Annotated in this window: 16 protein-coding genes; 9 read left to right on the top strand and 7 right to left on the bottom strand. The window is 45.2% G+C overall.

The window, feature by feature from the left end:
- Window positions 1-8 precede the first annotated feature (8 nt).
- From BMY75_RS12410 to rlmD, 4 genes are read left to right on the top strand one after another with little or no spacing between them, the layout of a single operon-like run.
- Window positions 9-2,297, top strand: a complete 2,289-nt coding sequence (locus tag BMY75_RS12410; protein ID WP_081350547.1) for a RelA/SpoT family protein — start codon at window positions 9-11, stop codon at window positions 2,295-2,297.
- 6 nt (window positions 2,298-2,303) lie between these two features.
- On the top strand, window positions 2,304-2,948 hold the full coding sequence (locus BMY75_RS12405; protein ID WP_081350546.1) for an MBL fold metallo-hydrolase: 645 nt from the start codon (window positions 2,304-2,306) through the stop codon (window positions 2,946-2,948).
- A complete protein-coding gene (hemZ, locus tag BMY75_RS12400; RefSeq protein ID WP_074834185.1) occupies window positions 2,948-4,417 on the top strand; it encodes a coproporphyrinogen dehydrogenase HemZ in 1,470 nt (489 codons plus the stop codon). The genes BMY75_RS12405 and hemZ overlap by 1 nt, the downstream gene beginning before the upstream one ends.
- The gene (gene rlmD, locus BMY75_RS12395) at window positions 4,395-5,765 is read left to right on the top strand and encodes a 23S rRNA (uracil(1939)-C(5))-methyltransferase RlmD (protein ID WP_074834184.1); all 1,371 of its coding nucleotides are present in this window, start codon (window positions 4,395-4,397) and stop codon (window positions 5,763-5,765) included. The genes hemZ and rlmD overlap by 23 nt, the downstream gene beginning before the upstream one ends.
- A 56-nt stretch (window positions 5,766-5,821) precedes the next feature.
- On the opposite strand, the gene BMY75_RS12390 is transcribed toward rlmD, so the two are convergent.
- The 5 genes from BMY75_RS12390 to BMY75_RS12370 are packed head-to-tail and all read right to left on the bottom strand — an operon-like array spanning window position 5,822 to window position 9,478.
- Entirely contained in the window at window positions 5,822-6,724 is a 903-nt protein-coding gene (locus tag BMY75_RS12390) for a CPBP family intramembrane glutamic endopeptidase (protein ID WP_074834183.1), read from the bottom strand.
- Window positions 6,714-7,436: an ABC-2 transporter permease gene (locus BMY75_RS12385; RefSeq protein WP_074834182.1), complete on the bottom strand. Its 723-nt coding sequence runs from the start codon at window positions 7,434-7,436 to the stop codon at window positions 6,714-6,716. The genes BMY75_RS12390 and BMY75_RS12385 overlap by 11 nt, the downstream gene beginning before the upstream one ends.
- Window positions 7,436-8,221, bottom strand: a complete 786-nt coding sequence (locus tag BMY75_RS12380; protein WP_074834181.1) for a hypothetical protein — start codon at window positions 8,219-8,221, stop codon at window positions 7,436-7,438. Before BMY75_RS12380 ends, BMY75_RS12385 begins: the two co-directional genes overlap by 1 nt.
- Window positions 8,221-9,099, bottom strand: a complete 879-nt coding sequence (locus BMY75_RS12375; RefSeq protein WP_074834180.1) for an ABC transporter ATP-binding protein — start codon at window positions 9,097-9,099, stop codon at window positions 8,221-8,223. The genes BMY75_RS12380 and BMY75_RS12375 overlap by 1 nt, the downstream gene beginning before the upstream one ends.
- Window positions 9,092-9,478: a GntR family transcriptional regulator gene (locus tag BMY75_RS12370; RefSeq protein WP_074834179.1), complete on the bottom strand. Its 387-nt coding sequence runs from the start codon at window positions 9,476-9,478 to the stop codon at window positions 9,092-9,094. The genes BMY75_RS12375 and BMY75_RS12370 overlap by 8 nt, the downstream gene beginning before the upstream one ends.
- Window positions 9,479-9,722: 244 nt before the next feature.
- Between BMY75_RS12370 and BMY75_RS12365 the strand changes: the two genes are divergently transcribed.
- The 5 genes from BMY75_RS12365 to BMY75_RS12345 all read left to right on the top strand — a co-directional run bounded on the left by BMY75_RS12365 (window position 9,723) and on the right by BMY75_RS12345 (window position 17,383).
- Entirely contained in the window at window positions 9,723-10,013 is a 291-nt protein-coding gene (locus BMY75_RS12365; protein WP_074834178.1) for a hypothetical protein, read from the top strand.
- On the top strand, window positions 10,010-10,876 hold the full coding sequence (locus BMY75_RS12360) for an endo alpha-1,4 polygalactosaminidase (RefSeq protein ID WP_242940233.1): 867 nt from the start codon (window positions 10,010-10,012) through the stop codon (window positions 10,874-10,876). The genes BMY75_RS12365 and BMY75_RS12360 overlap by 4 nt, the downstream gene beginning before the upstream one ends.
- Window positions 10,877-11,259: 383 nt before the next feature.
- Window positions 11,260-13,296 carry an HD-GYP domain-containing protein gene (locus BMY75_RS12355; RefSeq protein WP_207646275.1) on the top strand — a complete coding sequence of 679 codons (2,037 nt, stop codon included), beginning with the start codon at window positions 11,260-11,262 and terminating at the stop codon, window positions 13,294-13,296.
- A 12-nt stretch (window positions 13,297-13,308) separates the two neighbouring features.
- Complete coding sequence (locus BMY75_RS12350) at window positions 13,309-15,009, top strand: sensor histidine kinase (protein ID WP_074834176.1); 1,701 nt, start codon at window positions 13,309-13,311, stop codon at window positions 15,007-15,009.
- Window positions 15,010-15,031: 22 nt separating this feature from the next.
- On the top strand, window positions 15,032-17,383 hold the full coding sequence (locus BMY75_RS12345) for an HD-GYP domain-containing protein (protein WP_074834175.1): 2,352 nt from the start codon (window positions 15,032-15,034) through the stop codon (window positions 17,381-17,383).
- Window positions 17,384-17,487: 104 nt separating this feature from the next.
- On the opposite strand, the gene BMY75_RS12340 is transcribed toward BMY75_RS12345, so the two are convergent.
- Together BMY75_RS12340 and BMY75_RS12335 are read right to left on the bottom strand one after the other, a co-directional pair.
- Entirely contained in the window at window positions 17,488-19,383 is a 1,896-nt protein-coding gene (locus BMY75_RS12340) for a glycosyl hydrolase (RefSeq protein ID WP_074834174.1), read from the bottom strand.
- 822 nt (window positions 19,384-20,205) lie between these two features.
- Window positions 20,206-20,478: DUF4368 domain-containing protein (locus BMY75_RS12335; protein WP_139199816.1), on the bottom strand; the 273-nt coding region annotated here is incomplete at its 5' end.

The raw sequence follows: 20,478 nt of genomic DNA, 5'->3' as shown, positions 1-20,478 counted from the left end.
AAAAGCTGATGTCTGAGAACAATCGAACCAACGGTGAGGAAGTGCCGAGAAAAAGCACTTACGAAACAGCAGAGGGAAGTCTGCCGATACCTGCGTATATACTTAAAGCCAGCAAGCAGGTATATACGATTGATATGATAATCCAGAAAGTGATAGACAGTGAGAAGCAGTACGACCTTTCAAAGATAGTATCTGCCTACGAACTTGCTGAAAAGTATCATCATGACCAGAAGAGAGAATCGGGAGAGCCCTATATATCTCATCCTATAGCAGTAGGTTATATCCTGCTTGAACTTGGCATGGATACCGATACCGTCTGTGCGGCACTTCTGCATGATGTGGTTGAGGATACCGACTGCACTCTTGAACAGCTGCACAAAATGTTTGGTATAGATGTTACCATGCTGGTAAATGGCGTCACAAAGCTGGGCGAGGTGGAGATATTCACCAAGGACGAGCAGAAAGCCGAGAACATCAGAAAGATACTTCTTGCCATGAGCGAAGATATCCGTGTTATCATAATCAAGCTGGCTGACAGGCTCCACAATATGCGCACGCTGAATTTCTGCCGTGACGACAAGAGAAGGACTATCGCCCGCGAGACCATGAATATCTACGCGCCCATCGCTCACAGACTTGGCATACGTTCCATAAAGGACGAGCTGGAAGACCTTGCGTTTTTCTACCTCGACCCCTTTGCCCATGAGGAGATTGAACAGCTGATGGCTATGCGCCGTGACAGCCGTGAAGCTCTTGTTGAAAGCATCAAGGATAAGATAGCTGAGAGACTTGCCAAGGAATTCAAGCCCGCACCCACAGTTTCGGGTCGAGTTAAGAGCAACTACGGCATCTACAAAAAAGTATACCGTGACGGCAAGGACATCGATGAGATATATGACAGATACGCTGTCAGGGTCATTGTTAACACCGTCAACGAGTGCTATAACGTGCTGGGTATAATCCACGATATGTTCAAGCCCATACCCAACAGATTCAAGGACTACATCTCCACCCCTAAGGCGAATATGTACCAGTCACTGCATACAACTGTCATCGGCAGAGAGGGCATACCCTTTGAAGTTCAGATAAGAACATGGGATATGCACCGTCTGGCTGAATACGGAATCGCCGCCCACTGGAAATATAAAGAGGGCGTAAAGAGCAACGCTAAGGACGACAAGCGCTTGGCGTGGATAAGGCAGATAATCGAGAACCAGAAAGAATCCAACGACGTTGAGGAGATAGTAAGGGCGATAAAGAGCGACCTTTCTCCCGAGGACGTTTTTGCGTTCACCCCCAAGGGCGATATGATTACCCTGCCTGTGGGTTCAACGGTAATCGACTTTGCATATGCTATACATACCGAGGTAGGACACCGTATGAGTGGTGCAAAGGTCAACGAGAAGATGGTGTCTTATGACCATAAGATAAGCACAGGAGAGATAATCGAGATACTGACTTCAAATGTGCCCGGTCACGGACCAAGCAGGTCATGGCTTAATATCGCCAAGACCAACGAAGCTAAATCCAAGATACGCTCGTGGTTCAAGAAAGAGCGCCGTGAGGAGAATATCTTTGAGGGCAGGGCAGCCCTTGAAAGAGAGTTCAGAAAGCATATGATACGTGTGCCCGAGGACGAGCTTGAAGAGTTCCTGCATCTGGATATGAAGCGCCACAACTGCGAAACGCTTGACGATTTCCTTGCAGCTATCGGATATGGTGGAGTTCAGCTTTCAAAACTTATGCAGAGGCTGAAGGATTCCTATAACAAGAAGTACGGTGAAAAGGCGGAAGAACCCGAAGAACAGCTTGTTAAGCCCGTAAAATCATCGTCCGGTGTAATAGTTGACGGCATTGAGGACTGTATGATAAAGTTCGCACAGTGCTGTAACCCTCTGCCGGGTGATGAGATAATTGGTTTCATAACCAGAGGTCACGGTGTGTCCGTACACAAAAAGGACTGCGTGAATTATCTTACTCAGCTGGAAAAGGGCGAAAATGCAGAGCGCTGGGTAAATGTCACCTGGGCACAGACCAGCGGCAAGAACAATACCACGTATTTCAAAACAACGCTGGATATCGTTGCTGTGGATAGAATAGGTCTGCTGGCTGACGTATCTTCAACTCTGGCGATGATAAACGTGTTCATTTACGAATCCACCTCACGTGAACTTAAAAACGGCAACGCGCTAATGTCGATAACCGTCAGCATAGCGGGCATGGATCAGCTTAAAACTGTTATGAGCAAGCTTCAGAAGATAAAGAATGTGATCTCTGTCGAGAGAAGCGGAAAGTAGGTCATAATGAGAGTAATCAAATTAAAGCCGCTGAGCATCTGCGAGACCAACAGTTATCTGGTCATCAGCCAGCAGAATAATGCAGTGCTGATAGATGCGCCCTATGATGCGCCTTATATATTAGAAGAACTGAAAACGAACAGCTGCACGCTGAAACAGATCTTCCTGACCCACGGTCACTTCGACCATATCGGTGCAGTAGCAGATCTGGTTGAAGCTACGGGCTGTGATGTGTATATTCACCCGCTGGACGAGAAGATGCTCCGCACAGGAGATGAAATGCTGGCAACGCTTTTCAGGTCTAAGGGATACAAGTGCTATAACGGCGATGTAAAGCTGTTCACCGAGAACGATATCCTGCGCCTCGATGAACTGGAATTCGATATACTTGAAACTCCCGGGCATACTCCGGGTTCGGTATGCTATATCTGCGGTGATGCGATGTTTTCGGGGGATACCCTGTTCAGCAGGTCAATAGGACGTACCGACCTTGAAGGAGGAAACTTCCAGCAGATGAAAAAATCCCTGGGCCGCATAGCTGATTTGGGCGGCGACCTCACCATCTACCCGGGACACATGGGTACCACTACCCTTGATACCGAGAGAAAGTATAACCCCTATCTCAGGGAGAATTCGGGCGGTGGCTACTGATGACGCTAATTCTCAGCGGTAACGACTACAAATACGAGCTGGAGGGTGTGCTGAAACTCTTCATACCCGCCACAAGGTTCGAGCATAAATATGCGGATAACACCGATGTTTCCGATGATTATGTTTTCGCAAGGGTCAAGGAAACAGATAATACCGTGCTGATGTATGTTATATGCAGTTATAAAGGTATCAAAAAGCGACAGGGTACATTGCTTTACAAGGCGGATAATCCAAATATCGACAAGGAACTTTACTTGTCACGTATACTGTATAAAGTCCTGTCGGAGATAACAGGCATTGTCCCGAAATGGGGAGTGCTGACGGGTATACGACCCGTGAAAAGGGTCAATACATGGCTGAACGAGGGCTGTGACAAGGCGGAGATATACTCTCGTTTGCAAAATGAATACCTTTGCAGCAAGGAGAAATGCGATATCGCTTTCGCCACCGCCAACACCCAGAAGCAGATACTTGACACTCTTGATAAGATGTCTTTCAGTCTTTATGTGTCCATACCGTTCTGCCCAACACGGTGCTCATACTGCTCATTTATCTCTCAGACCCTCGACAGCGGCAGAAAACTGATACACGAGTATATCGATAAAATGTGCCGTGAGATAAGGCATACTGCGCTGATAACAAAACGCCTTGGGCTGAAATTGGATACAGTCTATTTTGGCGGCGGAACACCTACTTCCATAGAAGCCTCTCAGATTGCGGCGATAATGAAGTGTATCGAGCATAGTTTTGATATGTCATCGGTCAGGGAATATACCGTAGAAGCAGGCAGACCCGACACCATCACCGAGGAAAAGCTGAGGACTATCAAGGAAAATGGCTGTACACGCATCTCGATAAATCCCCAGAGCCTTAATCCTGATGTTCTTGCGGCGATTGGACGTTCTCACAGCGTAGAGCAGTTTTATGACAGCTATGATATGGCAAGCAAAATTGGATTTTACTGCATAAATACCGATGTTATCGCAGGTTTGCCGAATGATACATTTGAGAGCTTCTCAGATACTATCGACAAGTTACTCAACTTGTCGCCTGAAAATTTCACAGTACACACTCTCTCGATAAAAAGGGCTGCACTGCTGAATCAGGGAGATAAGGAAGTTCTCAAAAACCCAACAGATGAAATGGTGGATCATGCCACAAAACGCCTGTGGGAGTGCGGTTATCTGCCATATTATCTGTACAGGCAGAAAAATATGGTGGGAAATCTCGAAAATATCGGATGGTCAAAGCCTGGGCATGAAAGTCTTTACAATATCTATATCATGGAGGAAGTCCAGACTATCCTTGCCATCGGCGCGGGGGCTTCAACCAAGCTTGTGGATTATCCTGACAGGCTGGAACGTGTTTTTAACTATAAATTCCCCCTTGAATACAACAAGCATTTTGATCTTATGCTTTCCAGAAAGGATGTAATTGAGGAATTTTATGGAAATTCTCAGAAAAAATGATCTTTTAGAACTTGAAATAACAGATATTTCCAACGACGGAAACGGCGTCGGGCATTACAACGGCATCACTATCTTCGTACCTGCGGTGGCTGTGGGTGATGTTATCAGCTGCCGTATCGTTAAGGTGAAAAGCTCCTTTTGCTATGGCAGGGTTGAAAGCTTGATACAGACTTCCGATGACAGGATCGAATCCGATTGTCCTGTAAGTAAGTTCTGTGGTGGCTGTTCTTTCAGGCATATCAACTATGAGGCTGAATGTCTAGCCAAGGATAAATTTATCCGCGATTCCTTTGAGAGGATAGGCAAGCTTTCTCCCGAATATCTGCCGTTTTGCGGCTGTAACGATATTGACCTTTACAGAAATAAGGCACAGTATCCCGTAGCGGACGACAACGGAAAAGCCATCTGCGGATTTTACGCAAGGCGCTCTCACCGCGTAGTTGAGTACACAAGGTGTCGACTTCAGCCTGAGATATTCTCCGAGATAGTTGAGTTTATCATAGCTTTTGTCAACGAGCATCATATTCCCGCATATAACGAAGTAGCACTGAAAGGGCTTTTAAGGCATATCTATTTAAGACGTGGAGCATATTCTGGGCAGATAATGGTCTGTCTGGTTGTAACTGATTTTAAAAAGTCGGCTGTTTTTGGCAAACTCGCTTCGCTGCTGACGGAGAAATTTTCCGATATCAGAACAGTCGTACTCAACGAAAACCCAAAGAATACCAACGTTATACTTGGTAATAAGATGAAAGCGCTGGTAGGCGATGGTACTATAACCGATACCATGTGCGGAAATAATATATATATATCACCTCTGTCCTTCTATCAGGTCAACACCCGGCAGGCTGAACTGCTGTACTACAAAGCAGCCGAATTTTCTCGGCTTTCCGAGAATTCGACCCTGCTTGATCTTTATTGCGGTACAGGCACCATTGGACTTTCAATGGCTAGACAAGTAAAAAAACTTGTCGGAGTTGAAGTCATTCAGGCTGCTATCGATAACGCGAACGTCAACGCAAAAGCCAACGGAATCACAAATGCCGAATTTATCTGCGGCGATGCGGGTACGGTTGCGAAAGTGCTGTACGAGCGTGGCGAACGTCCCGATGTGATAATCGCCGATCCTGCGCGAAAGGGCTGTGACAGGGCTTCGCTGGAGTATATGGCGAAGATGTCACCGGACAGGATAGTTATGATATCCTGCAATCACACGACTGCCGCCCGCGACTGCGCTATCCTCGGTGAACTGGGCTACAGCTGTGATAAGGTCATGGGATTTGATCTTTTCCCTCGCACCACAAGCGTTGAGACCCTTATCCTGCTGACCCGCAAAAAAGATGTTTGATCAATTATACATTGAAATAGCAAACCGCTCCCTGATAGTTCAGAGAGCGGTTTTTTTCAGATAGATTCTATCTTTGATTTATCTTTCTTTATAAAAAGCACAAAGCTTATGACCGCGGTCATGGCGGTGAAGCACGTCATAGCGAAGAACAATTCAATGCTGTTCAGCTCTTGTACCTTTTTAATGGCAGTCTCACTGCCGAAGACGGTAAGCAGAATCGCGGCACCCAGGCTGTTGTTTATCATGTGGATAAAAGATGCGGGATATATCGATCGTGTCTTTTCGGTCACAAGGGTGAGGAAGCAGTTCATCAGCACGCAGAACAGGCACATCATCAGTATTCCAGTAAAGGGATAGCCGGGATAATCCGTGCCGAAATTGTGCCCTGCTATGGTGAGGGGCGCGTGCCAAAGTCCCCAGATGATGCCGCCCACAATTACTGCTGCGGGCTTGGGCATAAGTTCCAGAAGCTTAGGCATCATGTAGCCACGCCAGCCCCATTCCTCGCCAAAGGCAGGGAAGAAAATAATAATTGATGCCGCAAGCTGTAACAGATACGCGCCCATATTCTGCATATTGATATTCGGGTAGGCTTCATTAAATGCAGTGCCTTTCATGAATACCGCCCACAGTAGAAAAAGTCCTGCCCAGCCCTCAATCAGTTTAACCGCCATCGCTGCGAACCAGTAGCCCTCTTTGCCTTTGAAATGTACGCCGAGATAGGTGTTGTCAAAGCCCTCTTTTGTTACCAGCCTTGTGATGAGATGAGCGACAGCGGGTACCATCATGCCGAAAACACCTGTGAGGTATGAGATAACCGCAAGCTGTTCGTTTTTGCCCGAATACAGCGGTTCTCCGTAGACTGCCCACAGTATTGGTATCAGCATCGAAAGTGGCAGGAATGATATCACAAGAAATATCACCAGCCGTTTGACAGTCAGCTTTTTCTTACTGCTCATAATTCTCTGCCCCCTCTCTGAACACCTTGACGGATATCTTACAGGAAAGCCGATATGCCCCACAGCTTATAAAAGGGAACAGGGATATGGGGAAAAGTACTTTGCCGCAATTCAGCCAGTTCATCAATGCTTTCAATGGGTCATCGCTGTTTATCAGCCATGAGATATTCCCGAACATAAGATATATCAGCAGTATCATAGCGATAAAGGCTATCACAAGACCCTTGATGGCGATGCCTTTCTGCGAGCCGAAGCGTATCACAAAGGGTATCTCTATCGCTGAAAGCAGGAGCCGCCAGCTGAATATCATCGCAAGCAGGGCAGTAGCGGAGAAAGCTCCTCCCAGGATTCCGTATATCACTGTATCGGTCAAGAATGAGATGAAAAGCACGATCAGGAATTGTATTAGGATATACCAGTATTTGGATTCAATGTGACCTTTTCCGCCCTGCGGCAGTGACATGGCAAAGGCGCTGGCGGTCTTGTTTTCATCGGCTTCAAACAGCAGGTTAGAGGTCAGTGAGGGCATCATAAAGGCAAAATAGTACAGCAGTAATAACATCAAAGTGCCGCCGTTTTCTTCGGAAATTAAATCTTTGCCGTTCAGGGCACAGCAGATGACCGCTATCCCGCAGCATATCAGCGTGACGATAATGTTTAAGCGGAAAGAAGAAAGGTTTATCCGAAAGTTCTTGTAAAGCAGACCCCTCATTATTTCTCCCTCCTATTGTAAAGCAGATACATGGATACGAACAGCAGGCCGAATGAAACACCAAGCATAATGAGCATCATAGGGCAGTATTTCTGGGTCACTTTCGTTACTTCAGAGAATATCTCACTGATATCCATAGTTTTGTCTGTAACATTAGTATTTTTATTACTGCGTACTGCAAAGATGATGAAGGAAGCCATAAGCAGAAAAGTAGTACACAGCCAGCCCTTATCTACGCTTTTAAGCAGTGTGACAAATATCTGCGCCAAAATGCTTATCATGGACATTACAGCTATAGTTACCGCTATCAGCGAAATATCACCGTATGTGAGTTTTTCTCCGAGGGCAAGATCCATAGTAAAAAGATATACCACGGAAAGTATAGCCCCTAAGGTTGTCTGTATGGCTGATGATACCGTCTTTACAGCTGCGAATCTCATGGGGGTCATGGGGGTGCAGTGTTCAAACCTGTTCCATTTGGTCATTATATCTTTTCCGACCGTATCCGCTGAAACCGTACACATCAAAGCTGCTGACATGAGCGGAAAAAACTTCATGGTCAAAATGATAGTGAGCCCTAAGATCTCAGACGCTTCTTTGTTTTTGATGATTCCGCCCTTCAGATCCTTGCCGAACAGCAGACCGAAGTTGCCGTATTTAACACTGAGAAGCATCAGCCAGCCCAGCAGCACCGAACCTAAATAAAACAGCAGAGCCGTTTTATAGCTGATTTTCCCGAGATAGTATTCGCGGTACAAAAGCCCTGTGAATGAACCTTTTTTCATCAAGACCACTCCTTTTTGCAGCGGTTGACATAGAACAGCATTATCTCTTCAAGAGTCGGCTTTTCGATTATCGCCCCCGAGTATTTTTTAGTGGCGCTCCTGCGGTCGGTAGTCATAAGCTCTGCGCCGAAATCGCTGAGCCTTGCGCTGATGTAGTCCGCAGGATCTATCTCGGTGACATCATCTTTGGTGCATTTGATGATGCCATGGGTATCCAGGATATCGTCCTTGTAGCCTGTTATAAGTATCTTGCCCTTATCGATGAAAGCTACGCTGTCGGCTATTTTTTCAAGGTCGCTGGTGATGTGGGATGACATGAGTATCGACCTGTTGCCGTCCATGAGGTACTCGCGGAAGATATCAAGTATCTCGTTGCGCACTATGGGGTCAAGTCCTGTGGTTGCTTCGTCCATTATCAGCAGTTCCGCTTTGTGGGAAAGTGCTGTGGCTATCTGCATTTTCATCTTCATGCCCTTGGAGAATTTCGAGAGCTTTTTCTTTACGGGCAGACCAAATCTGTCGCACAGCCTGAAAAACTCGTCCTTGTCCCAGGTTCCGTACAGCCCCGAAAACATCTTTGAAAGGGCTTCACCCGTAAAGGAATCATGGAATGGAAGTTCATCGAATACCACGGCGATACGCTCTTTTATGGCGTATTCGTCTTTGATGTGGTCAAGCCCAAGCAGTTTTATCTCGCCGCTGTTTATACCGATGATATTCAGCAGTGAACGGATAGTTGTGGTCTTGCCTGCGCCGTTCTGCCCAATAAATCCCATTATCGAGCCCTTTGCAACGGTGAAGCTGATATCGTCTAGTGTAAAGCCATCATATTTTTTTGTTATGTTCTTTATCTCGATAGCATTCTCGTATTCAGTCATTGTCATTCCCCTCCGTATACATAATATCCACCATCTCTTTGAGGTCATCTGCGCTAAGACCGCACAGCCTTGCCTTTTTGCAAACCTGCGCAAGCATCTCCTCGGTCTGTCTGATAGTTTCTTCACGAAGAAAATCCGTGTTCTGCTTTTTAACAAAACAGCCCTTTCCCGTGTAATTTTCGATATAGCCTGAGCGTTCCAGCTCTTCGTAAGCGCGTTTTGTCGTTATAACGCTTATGCGCAGCTGTGCCGCGAGAGTGCGCATCGACGGCAGAGCGTCTCCTGCGGTCAGCGTACCATCCATTATCTGTGCCTTTATCTGCTCTGTTATCTGCTGATAGATCGGCTCGTCTGATTCATTGCGTAAAATAATGTCCATATAATCCTCCAAGGAAAATTGTATATATACACTATACACAGTGTAGCATAAACATAGCTTCTTGTCAAGAGGGTTCCGAAAATTTTTTTAAGATAACTCTAAATCAAACGAAGAGCAATGCATTCCGTTTGTATCACTATAAACGGTCTATATTATTGTCTGCATAAACGGCACGGGGTTGATTTTCAACCGGGAATATGATATAATCTAATGGAGATAAACGATCATACTAGGAGGAAGATAAATGCTTCACGGTTATTTTGACCTGCCGACCTTTTATTTTTTTGAGGAAGGAAATATCTGGACAGGCAGTTTGTATACGAATTTCAACTACCGCATAACACCGAAAAAATCTGACGAAAAGAAAGAGCTGAAAGTCGATGTGTGGTACGGGACAAAGTGCTTTGATATCACTGAGGAACTGGTGGCACAATTTTCGGAGGAATATTCGGCTGAGGGACTTGAAGCCTGCATTGCTGACCTTACAAAGGAATTTGAACATTTCAAGGAAATACGAAAGGAAAAAGGATTTTGAGCAAATTTCATTATAAAAGCTTTCTTTGGGCGGTCTTATGCTGTATCGCAGTGGCAACGATGATCTCTTCCTGCGGGAGCGGCGATGGCATAAAGTACCGCTACGGCGTGTTTTTAGGGGCTTCACCAGATGACTTGAAGTATATGGATGAATACGAAAAAGTCGTTATTGATGCGCAGTATTTCACAGCAAAGGAGATAGCTGCGCTGAAAGATTCTGGTCATACAGTGTACAGCTACATCAATCTCGGTTCGGTAGAGGATTTCCGTCCATATTATAAGGATTATGAAGGTATAACGCTGGAAGTTTACGAAAACTGGGAAGAAGAAAAGTGGGTCGATGTATCTAAGGCTGAATGGCAGAGTTTTGTGGTGGATGAACTTGCGGTAAATATCATAAATAAGGGTGTTGACGGTTTGTTTGTTGATAACACTGATGTCTACTATCACTATCCCACCGATGAGATCTTCGACGGCGTGACGAATATTCTGAAAGGTTTCAAAAATCTGGATACCTATGTTATCATCAACGGCGGAGATGCCTATGTTACCGAGTATGCAAAGCGTAATTCGGAGCTTGACAGCATCATGGACGCAGAAAATCAGGAAACTATATTCAGTAAGATAAACTGGGACGATGAGACTTTCACATCGAACGAAAAAAACGAAACCGAATATTTTCAGGAATATGTCGATCTTGTCAGCGGCTACGGCAAAGATGTTTATCTGCTAGAATATACCACGGACAGCGGTCTTATCCAAAAGATCGATGATTACTGCGCCGAAAAAGGTTACACCTATTACGCATCGGACAAACTGGAACTTCTCGCACCTGCCCAGAAGAAAGGCTCACAGAAAAAATAAAATTTCAGATCGAATAAAAGATACACATATAGATATTCTGCCCCGAAGCTTTTTATATTGCTTCGGGGCATTGAATTTACTTTTTGGTGTTGCAAAATTTAACACAGATAGTCAGGACATATGCATTGATTTTGAATATTTTGACGATATAATTGCGTAAATGATTTAAATAAATGAAATATTATTTGACAAAGTATGAATGAATGTGTTATAATTAATTAGTATAGTTCAACAGACTATCATTATAAAAAAGTTCATTCGTAATGGAGGTGCCATACTGAATGTTAAAACGGAAAACCGCACCTGTAAAAAACAATAAACATAATCCGGCGCCGCTTATACTTTGTATAGCCTGCGTATTTATAAATCTTCTGTTCAATAACATGATCTCAAGGTTCGAACTTCCTGTGCCGCTGTATCTTGATACTATCGGTACTGTGCTTGCTGCTGTCCTCGGCGGTACACTCCCGGGTGTACTGGTGGGATTTGCCACAAATTTTATCATCAGCTTCTCTCAGCCGTCTTCGCTGTATTACGGTGTTATAAATGTTTTGATCGCTGTTGCCGCATCTCATCTTTCAGAACGCAATAAGCTTAAAAAGCCCAGCGGACTTATAGCCCTTGCAATTTCGCTTACCTTGATTTCAGGCATACTGGGGGCTGTTATACCATGGTATATGGACGGCCTTGCCCTTGATAGTGAATCCCTTTCGGGTGAGATAAATAAAACAGGCTTTTTCGAACCTTTCGTTTCATATATGATATCCAATACCGCAACGAACTTTTTGGATAAGACTCTCACGGTCATTATTGCACTTCTGCTGTATCGGATTATTCCTGTAAAATTCAGCCGTAAGTTTAAGTTTACGGGTTGGCAGCAGACCCCCACCACGGGAGAGGAAGTAATAAATAAGGATAAGTCTGAGAACCGCGCAGTTTCAATGCGAATTAAAATGTTGATCGTTCTGATGATAGCCCTTTCGACCGTTGCTGCGGCAGGGACCTACATAAGTGTAAGGGTGTACTACAAATCCATGATAAACCAGCATATTGCTCTCGCTCAGGGCACTGCAAAGCTTGCATCTAAAGCGGTTGACGGCGATATGATCGAGGAATTCGTTACATGTAATGGCGATTCAGAGGATTATCGCAGAACTCATAAGCTTCTTGAAGATATCCTTTACAGTTCCCCTGAGATAACATATCTGTATGTCTATCGAATGGAGCTTGATGGATTTCATGTTGTTTTCGATGTTGAAACAGATGATACCCCGGCGGATGAGATCGGAACTATTCTGCCATACGATTCGGGTTTTGGGCCCTATATGTCCGAACTTCTGGCAGGTGAGCCTGTGGAACCGATCATTACCGATGACGAGTACGGTCATCTGCTGACAGTTGCGGAACCGGTATTTGATTCTGCGGGCGTATGCCAGTGCTATGCCATTGCAGATGTTGATGTCAAGATGCTTATGAAAGATAAGCATAGCTTTCTCACTGAAATGATAAGCGTGTTCACCAGCATACTGATAATCATATGTGCATTTGTCATCTGGCTGACGGATTATCATATCATCTTTCCGCTGAGATCTATTACCATGCAGATAGATAAGATATCCAGATCAGGGGACGATCAGGACAGTCTCGACAACGATGTCAGAAAGATCAGAAAATTAAAGATACATACAGGCGACGAAATAGAACAGCTTTATCAGTCATTGTGTACCATGACCCTTAATCAGTCCGAGCAGATGCGAAGCATACGCAGGCTTTCGGATTCCACCTTGAAGATGCAGGACGGTCTTATCATAACCATGGCGGATATGGTGGAAAACCGCGACTCAGATACGGGTGATCATATCCAGAAGACTGCGGCTTATGTAAGGATAATAGTTGAGGGACTGAAAGAAAAGGGCTACTATGCCGAGAAGATAACTCCGAAGTTCATGTCAGATGTTGTGCGCTCAGCACCTCTTCATGATGTGGGCAAGATAAATATCCCCGACGGTGTACTCAATAAGCCCGGAAAGCTGACACCCGAGGAATACGAGATAATGAAGACACATACCATCGCCGGAAAAAAGATAATGGAGCATGCCATAGAAACCGTCGAGGGTGACAGCTACCTCAAGGAAGCTCGTAATATGGCGGCATACCACCATGAGCGCTGGGACGGCAAGGGCTATCCCGAGGGGCTTCACGGTGAGGTTATACCCCTTTCTGCAAGGATAATGGCAGTGGCTGATGTTTTCGATGCCCTGACTTCTCCGCGTGTTTATAAGCCTGCGTATCCGCTGGATAAGGCACTTTCTATTATCGCAGAAGGAAACGGCACACAGTTCGACCCCAGATGTATTGAGGCGTTTATGGATTCTCTTGAGGAAGTCAAGAAGGTACTCAGAAAGTACGATCAAGGGTAAGGGAGGTTCATCATGCATACAGTGATAATTATCCTTGTTTCTGCCTCCGCAGCCGGATTTCTGGTATGGCTGTACATGATGGTCTTTGTTATGCGCAGAAAGAGCGAAGAACTTGCAAAGGCAAAGACAGAGGTCATTGCAGCTAATGCCGCAAAGACAAGGTTTCTTTCAAATATTTCCCACGAACTGCTGACCCCGGTTAATACCATAGTAGGTATGAACGAGATGGCGATGAGAGAAAATGCTGAGAATGTTCCTACCCAGTACTTCATGTCGATAATGAATTACTGTTTTGATATCAGAGATGCTTCCGAATCCCTTGTAGCCCTCATAAACGACCTGCTTGCCATGTCGGATATCGAATCGGGCAAGGCACATCTTGAAGAGCAGGACTACGACACAAAGGATATGCTGTCTACGCTGATAAGCAGGGCGCAGGGAAGATGTGCCGAAAAGGAACTGACTTTCAAAGCTGATATTGATGAGCTTCTTCCCTCCGGAATGTACGGAGATACTGACAAGATAACTCAGATACTTACAAATCTTCTGACTAATGCGGTAAAGTATACCGCGGTCGGCGGAGTGGTATTTTCCGTTTCAATGCTTGAAAGAGAGAACAATTATTGTAAAGTTCAGTACTCCGTAAAGGATACGGGAATGGGTCTTACGCCGCAAGAAGCTGAAAAGATCTTTGCTGTGTATGATAGCCTTGACGAAAACAAGAGTATGGATAAGACAGTCACAGGTCTCGGACTGGATATATCAAAAAAATTCGCCATACTTATGCGTGGTGACCTGGTCTGCAAAAGCGAGTATGGCAAGGGCGCAGAATTTATACTCACCATTCCACAGAAAATGACAGACCAGACTCCTGTTGGAGATATCACCGATTCCGGTGGCATTTCAGGCAGAGGTCCGTTTATCCCGCAGTTTATTGCTCCCGATGCTGACATACTGGTCATTGACAACGACCCTATGAGCCTGAAGATAATCAAGGGTCTGCTGAAGGACACCGATGTTTTCGTATCTTCGGCTGCAAGTATCGAGGACTGTATCGACAGGATAAATGATACACTTTTCAGTGTGGTGTTTATAGATCAGATGCTCATACCGGAAAACGCCGCTGAGATAATAGAAAATATGCGCAGATCAGACCCCGACCTGCCGATCTATCTGCTGACATCTAATTCGGCGTCAAGCGAGATGTATTATACCTCCATTGGCTTTACGGGCTATCTCCCCAAGCCGGTTGACGGAGTGACCCTGGAAAAGACTATACTGAAGCATATCCCTTCAAAGATAAGGCAGGATCCTCCCAATCTCCCTGATAACGCCGACACGCAGGATATACCATGGGATCTGGGCTGGCTTAATGAGACCGATGGAATATCTGCAGCTGACGGCATAAGGAATTGTGGCGGTGTACAGACTTTCATATCAGCCCTCAGAATGTTTTCGGCAACTATTGGCTCAAATATACAGACTATACGAAGTCTTTACGAGGTCAATGATCTTATGCATCTCAAATTCAAGATACATTCCATGAGCCGTTCAGCCAGGATAATCGGTGCGCTGGAGCTTTCTAGGTTCGCAGATGAAATTGAAAGAGCAGCTCTAAGCCATGACATGGAATTTGTCGATACTCATATCGAAGATTTTCTGACAATGTACGGAGCCTACAAAGATAAACTCAGCAGACTGAGCGAAAAATGACTATCCGAAGGAGTTGTAGCATATGATGGCGCTTATTAGAGATCATCAATTGAATATAATGCTTTTTCTCTGTGGATGCTGCGGGATACTTATACTTCTTCTGCTGCTTACAAGGTCAATTTCCCCGCGGCGCAAGCGTGATATACTCCTCATGGAGGTCATAGCACTGTTCCTGCTGTGGTTCGACAGGCTGGCGTACATATACGCAGGCGATGAAACTATGACTGCGTACTATATGGTCAGGATAAGCAATTTTGTGGTATTCTTCCTGACACCTGCGGAGGTATTTGGATTTTACAGATATCTGGGTGGTATACTTATGGAAGAAGCTAAGCTTGAAGAACTGCCGAAGCGAATGAAGATAGTCGGGAGTATAACCATACTTGGTATGATGCTTGCGGTTGTATCGGCGATGACGGACCTCTACTACTATTTTGATGAAAGCAACCTCTATCACAGAGGCAGCGGCTTTCTTATTGCCTATATAACTCCTGTTGTTACTCCTGTTATACTCTATACGGTCATTATTCAGTATAGAAACCTTTTCAGCAAGCAGATGTTCATCACACTGACCCTTTATCTCTTCGTGCCAATAATCTGCGGGATACTGCAGATATTCACCTACGGCATCTCCATAGTGAATATGTCTATGGTGGCAGTGTCCGTATCCCTTTATATATCAACTTATATCGATATCAACGACACTGTTGAGCGTATGCACGAGCTGGAGATAGAGTATATGCAAAGCGAACAGAAGCGTATGCAAAAGATATTCGATCAGACAGCCACAGCTTTTGTTTCTGCCGTTGAGAAAAAGGATGACTACCTCAAAGGCAGTTCTGTGCGTGTGGCTGAATATGCCCGAATGATTGCCAAAATGAGCGGAAAAAGCGAAGAGTGTTGTGAAAAGGCATATTATGCGGCACTTCTTCATGATGTTGGTCTTATTGGTGTTCCCGATAGTGTGATCAACAATACCTCGCCCGAGACTGCTGATACGGAACTTTTAAGGCAGAAGCCCCTCATTGGCAGAGAGATATTATCATGTATAACCGAGTATCCGTATCTAAGCATAGCCGCCCATTACAGTCACGAAAGATACAACGGCACAGGCTATCCCGATGGGCTGAAAGGCACAGATATCCCCGAGATAGCAAGGATAGTCGCAGTGGCTGATGCTTATGTTTCAATGACCACTAAGAAAAGGTACCGTGGCGCACGTCCGGATTTTGTTGCACGCGAAGCTTTCGTAAAAGGTTCGGGAGAACAATTTGATCCCACCTTCGCTGAGATCATGGTGAAAATAATAGATAAGAACATTAAAAATGATTCCGGCGAAGGACGACCTGTGATGGAAACTTCCTTGTCCTGCGGCGAGTACCGTGACAGCATCTCACTTGGTGTATCAGTTGAAAGCGATACCAAGATAATCAGCTTTGACTGTGTGCCAAACAAAGAGGGTGACAATGTTTTCAGCGCACCTTCCATAATCCTTTTCGATTCCTTTGATGATCGTGTACACCGCAACGAAAAGACCATCAAGGAATACCACTACTTTGAGTACGGTGAATTCTGGTTCAATGAATATATGATCTCCACTGGCATACGCAGGATCGAAGTAACAAAGATGGATAAAAAGGAAAACGCAGCCGGAAACAGGTATAATGTCTCGGCGGCGAAATACGAAGACCATATCCGCCTTGTGATGGGCAGTCCCCAGTGTACTAAAGAGATGATAATCGCCCTGCCTGATGGTTCAAGGTCTGCGTACATAGGCATAACAGGGGAGCACTGTGATATCACAGATATAAAAGTTGAGACCACAGGCTTTACTGTGTCTGAGGGGGATATCCCAAGGATAGCCAAAACCATAAACTATACCGATCATATCGAATCAGATTTGAAGAATATTCAGGTAGACCGAACAAGGTCGGTATCCACCGAGGGCATTGAGATAGACCATAAATTCAAGCTGGCTTTCCATACTATGAGTTTGCCCGGTGCTAATCTCATATGGCACTGCCCTTATATCGTTCTGTTCTGTTCAGATGACGGCTTGGTGAATGGCGCAAATTATCATGAATACGCCCTGATAAAGCTGAACGGTGAAAACGAGGAGATAAACAGCCTTGGGCAGAACAGCTTCTATGTGAAAAAGAATGAGGGTTTCCCCGGCTGGGACGTATGGAAAGAGAACAACCGTAAAGGCATGGAATGTGAAGTTTACTTTGAGCGCAGAAATAACAGTGTCATTGTCAGGACGAACAACCTTGGCATTGAGATAGAGTGCATCACAACGGTCGATCAATCTGCAAAAGTGTATGCCGCGCTGACCGGAGATCAGGTGGCACTGACGGACATAAGGTTTCTGTAAGTAGATATCTGTACCTCTTATTAAAGTTGTTAAACCTAAAATACGGGACGACCCAAGCGGCCGTCCCGTATTTTTATGCAATTGATATTATTGTGGATCTGCAATTACTTGATAGTAACACTTACAGCGTTCTTTATAGCATTAGCTGTATCCCACTTGCCGTTGACTCTGGCAGCGATAGCTACCTTGTAGCTCATGCCGGGTGTCAGGTTCTTGGGAGTTACATAGCTGTTAGTAGTGATGTTTGAAGTCTGGACTCTCCATTTACCTGCCAGATAAACAGCGATACCGTACTTATCAGCGCCCTGTACCTTATCCCAGATGAACTGTACCTGATGATACTTCGTACTGTAATTTACCTTGATGTTTTTAGGATAAGTATCTTTCTGAGGATCGTTGTTTCCGCCGTTTGTGTAAAGATCAACAGGAAGCTCGTCGAGAGTTATGCAGTAGTCGCTCTGGTAGATCTTTTTCAGCTCGTCCATGTCCTGATATTCGGGTCCGAGGAAAGGCACACCGCCGTCCTCACCGCCGTCATACCAAGGGCAGAAATACAGCCAGCCTGCGTCTTCGACCATCAGGTTATCAACAGCGGGGATGGTATCATTTTCAGCCATAGCGATCATCTTCTTGCCGCCTGTCAGCGCATACAGCGAATCGAATTTAGAGGCTATAGCCAGAAGATTGGGTCCGCTGTTTTTGCCGTCACCGCGGTTGTACTGAACGTTGTACTTGTCATAAGCTACGATATCGACATACTCATCGCCGGGATACCATGTTGCGGAATTTGAGTAGTCATAGCTGTTGAATTCCCAGATGAGGTTGTGCAGACCGTATTCCTCGGTGAGAGTTTTGTACAGAAGCTTCCAGATCTCCTTGTAGGTCTCTGCGCCTCTGTCGCCCCACCAGAACCATGCTGTTCCGTCGGAGTAATTGCCCTCATTGCCCTGTGCTTCGTGGAGAGGCCTCCAGATAACGGGAACGCCTGCGTCCTGAAGCTTCAGCAGCTGCTCAGCAAGGTCTTTCATAGCCAGCTGGAAGTATTCATACTCCTTAGTGCCCTTAACTACAACATTCCTTGTATCAAAGCTCATGGAACCCTCGCCGCTCTGATAGTTCTTGTAGCTGCACTGCTGCCAGCCCACAGGCTCACCGAGAACGTAATTGTCAAAATCCTTGGGGATATTTATGTGCCACGAAGCGGTGATGATACCGTTTCTCTTGGTAGCCCATTCGATGCAGCGCTCGGTAGTGCCGTCGTCCCAGCCGTACAGCGGGTTGTAGTTCATGAAATCCACGCCCCTGATAGCAGGAACTTTGCCTGTCAGGTCTTCAAGATATTCATTCTCCCACTCGTAGTTATTGCTGTGACCGCCGCCGTAGATTTCCTGCTGTCCCGCGATAATATGGCTGCCGTAAACGCTCTTGAGGTACTTCATCAGCGACTTAGCCTCGGGTGTAGCATTCTTGTCACTAAGTTCATCGGTAGCCACCGAATAATCGTGCTTGGGAGTAACACTTACAGTCACCTTGTCGATAGCCATATAGCCGTATTCATTGATGAACTCGATGGTATTCTCACCCTTGTTCAGGCGGAAACTGCCGAAATTGAAATCAGTCCATTCCTCGGAATAAGGCATATTCATCATACGCTTAACACCGTTTACCTTAACGGATTCCATTCTGCCGTTTTTATCCAGTGTCTGGGCAGTTCTTGCTGTGATTGTGTACATACCGTCCTCGGGAACATTAACGGTGAATGAAGCACCACTGTTAGTCAGGTAGAAAAATCCCTTGCCCGAACTGTTTTTGGGTGAAGGACCGTAGTTCTGTGTCCACAGTGAAGCACCCTCCATGTCTTCGCCTTCGATTACGAATGGGAAAGTATCGGCAGCAGAACTTGAACCCGCAGCATTTACAGGCATAACTGCCGACATCGAGGCAGATGCAACTGCGCATACTGCCAAAGCCGAGATTGCTTTTTTCAGATAGTTTTTCATGTCATATACCCTCCATTAAATAAAAAATAACAATAAAAAATTGTCATTAATTCCTCTTTTTTTGTATTATACAGCGAAATTTGTATTTTGTCAATTTATGTAATCGATTAACAATTTAAATAATTTTAGCATTTTGAGTAAAAATTAATTGAATATAATAACAATTCACAAAGTTGGCGATAAATCTCAAATGTCGAACGTGGAACATTTGTTTCTTAATAGTTAACGCCCTGAAATATGAGGTCAGAAGTTTTGGTCACGTGGGTTTAATGTAATGTGATAGTTTCATATAGTTATATTATCAGATAAACATTTCATCAATAAGATGTATAATCATAATGAAGATTTGTCTGCTATTGTGAATCCGGTTTTGTTGTGATAGTCGGATATTTGCTTTGGTTAGAAGTTTGCTGGTTGCCGCCCCTCGTTCCTCGGGTCGAGCTGTCAAAGACGCTTCGCTGTTTGACAGCGGGCGCGGCAATATTTTACGGACGGAGAAATAGCGTGGACATTTGTCGCCTCTGACGGGTCGAGTCATCGGAAACGCTGTTGCTGTTTGATTATGAACGCGGGGAATAAATAATTCACGTACAAAATTATACGAGCGCATACGGTCGTATACGCTCGTATAATTTGGTATTGCCGCGCCATATTGTTCGGAAGTTTGCTTTGCTATTTATTACTTTGTTGCCACTTCGCCTTTGCACCTTGACCGAAGGGCTCTGCCCTTAACAGACAGCTTTTCTGACTGTGTGCTCATCCGCAAGCTTTTCGCGAAAAGCTTGACCAAATGTTCACTAGCGATAAAGCACTAATACCGCTTTATGCGGCTTTTTTACGCCTGTCGAAATCTCTGCCGTCAAGGACTATCCTTGATTTAACAACATTGAACCTGAAAATGATCTCGATCTCCTGCTGTCTGTGACCGCTGGATTTATCGGGTTCATGGACTATTATCCGTTCGATCATTTCACGCAGGTTCTTTGGTGTCAGCTCGTCGATGTGCTTTATCTTCTTGACTAGCTCTATAAAATCGTGAATATCCGAGCATTTCTGCTCTTTGTCCTCGATGAACTTGGTAAGCTCTGCGACTTT

Origin of the sequence: Hominimerdicola alba (assembly GCF_900109655.1) — a bacterium.
GTDB lineage: Bacteria > Bacillota > Clostridia > Oscillospirales > Ruminococcaceae > Hominimerdicola > Hominimerdicola alba_B.
Note: the sequence above shows the minus strand (reverse complement) of the source record. Positions and strands in the feature narration are given on the sequence as shown.